The sequence below is a fragment of the Polynucleobacter sp. es-GGE-1 genome (genome assembly GCF_018882005.1).
Taxonomy (GTDB): domain Bacteria; phylum Pseudomonadota; class Gammaproteobacteria; order Burkholderiales; family Burkholderiaceae; genus Polynucleobacter.
This window is the reverse complement of record NZ_JACVPE010000019.1, coordinates 1-1,209: the sequence shown is the minus strand read 5'-3', so window position 1 is coordinate 1,209 and position 1,209 is coordinate 1. Positions and strand designations below refer to the sequence as shown.

The 1,209-nt window shown below is 48.4% G+C and carries 1 protein-coding gene; it reads left to right on the top strand.

Annotated features, from left to right (window positions below):
- Positions 1-69 precede the first annotated feature (69 nt).
- A protein-coding gene (locus ICN35_RS11330; protein WP_370625687.1) for an IS3 family transposase occupies positions 70-1,181 on the top strand; the annotation gives its coding sequence in 2 pieces (ribosomal slippage) (positions 70-319 and positions 319-1,181; 1,113 coding nt in all).
- Positions 1,182-1,209 lie beyond the last annotated feature (28 nt).

Below are 1,209 nucleotides of genomic sequence, written 5' to 3'. Positions count from 1 at the left end.
TGACCTGTCCTGGGATTTTCAGACCAAAAGCTTTTAGAGATAATGACTCCTTCAACCTAAGGAGCAGGTATGAAGAGAGTACGGTTTTCAGACGAACAGATTGTTCGGATATTGCAAGAGGCAGATCGTAGTCCGATTGCAGAAGTTGCTAAGCGCCACGGGGTCAGCGAACCCTCGATTTACAGCTGGCGTAAGAAGTTTGGCGATCTAGGTACGGATGATGTCAAACGCTTAAAACAGTTAGAGCAAGAGAACGGCCGTCTAAAGAAGATCTTGGCAGAGCGCGATCTCGAGATTGAAGTGATGAAGGAGATTGCCGTAAAAAAGTGGTGAGCGTGCAAGATCGATTGGAGCAGGCCCGCTATGCAGTTGGGCGGGGTATCTCCCAAAGACGTGCTTGTACGCTGCTAAGTGTTGCTAGATCTGGCTTAGATTACCAGTGCAAGATGGCTGTTAAAGATCAGCCTATCGTAGCTGCCATGCGCCAGTATTCCGAGCAATATCCTCGCTATGGCGCCAGACGGATTCGGATCTTTTTAAGGCGGGATGGTCTTGTTCTGGGTCGCGATCGGACGGCGCGCATCTGGGCTGGAGCTGGCCTACAGGTGCCCGCCAAAAGGACACGCAAGCGCTATCGCAGTCAAAATCGACAACCGCATGTAGCAACCGGACCCAATGAGGTTTGGGCATACGATTTTGTCTTTGATGCTTGTGCCAACGGGCAAAAGCTCAAGTGCTTAACTTTAATTGACGAGTTCACCAAAGAGAGTCTGTGCATTGATGTGGCTGGCTCAATTAAAGGCAAACGAGTGGTGCAGGTTTTAGAGGAAGTCATTGCAGAGCGTGGTTATCCCAAGGTTCTACGCAGTGACAACGGTCCAGAGTTTGTGAGTACCGTCTTGTTAGAGTGGGCGGTAGAGCGAGGTTTGCACAACTTACATATCGAGCCAGGTAAACCTTGGCAAAACGGTACTAATGAGAGTTTTAATGGTAAGTTCAGGGATGAGTGCTTAGCCATGAACTGGTTTTACAGCAGAGCGCATGCCAAAGTGATTATTGAAGCATGGCGTAAGCACTACAATTTAGTCAGACCACACTCAAGTTTGGATTATCAAACCCCAACAGAGTTTGTCGCTGGATGGCAAAAAGAATTAATAACGGGAGCCAGAGTTTCTAGATGAGATTGGTCCGATAAAACCAGACAGGTCA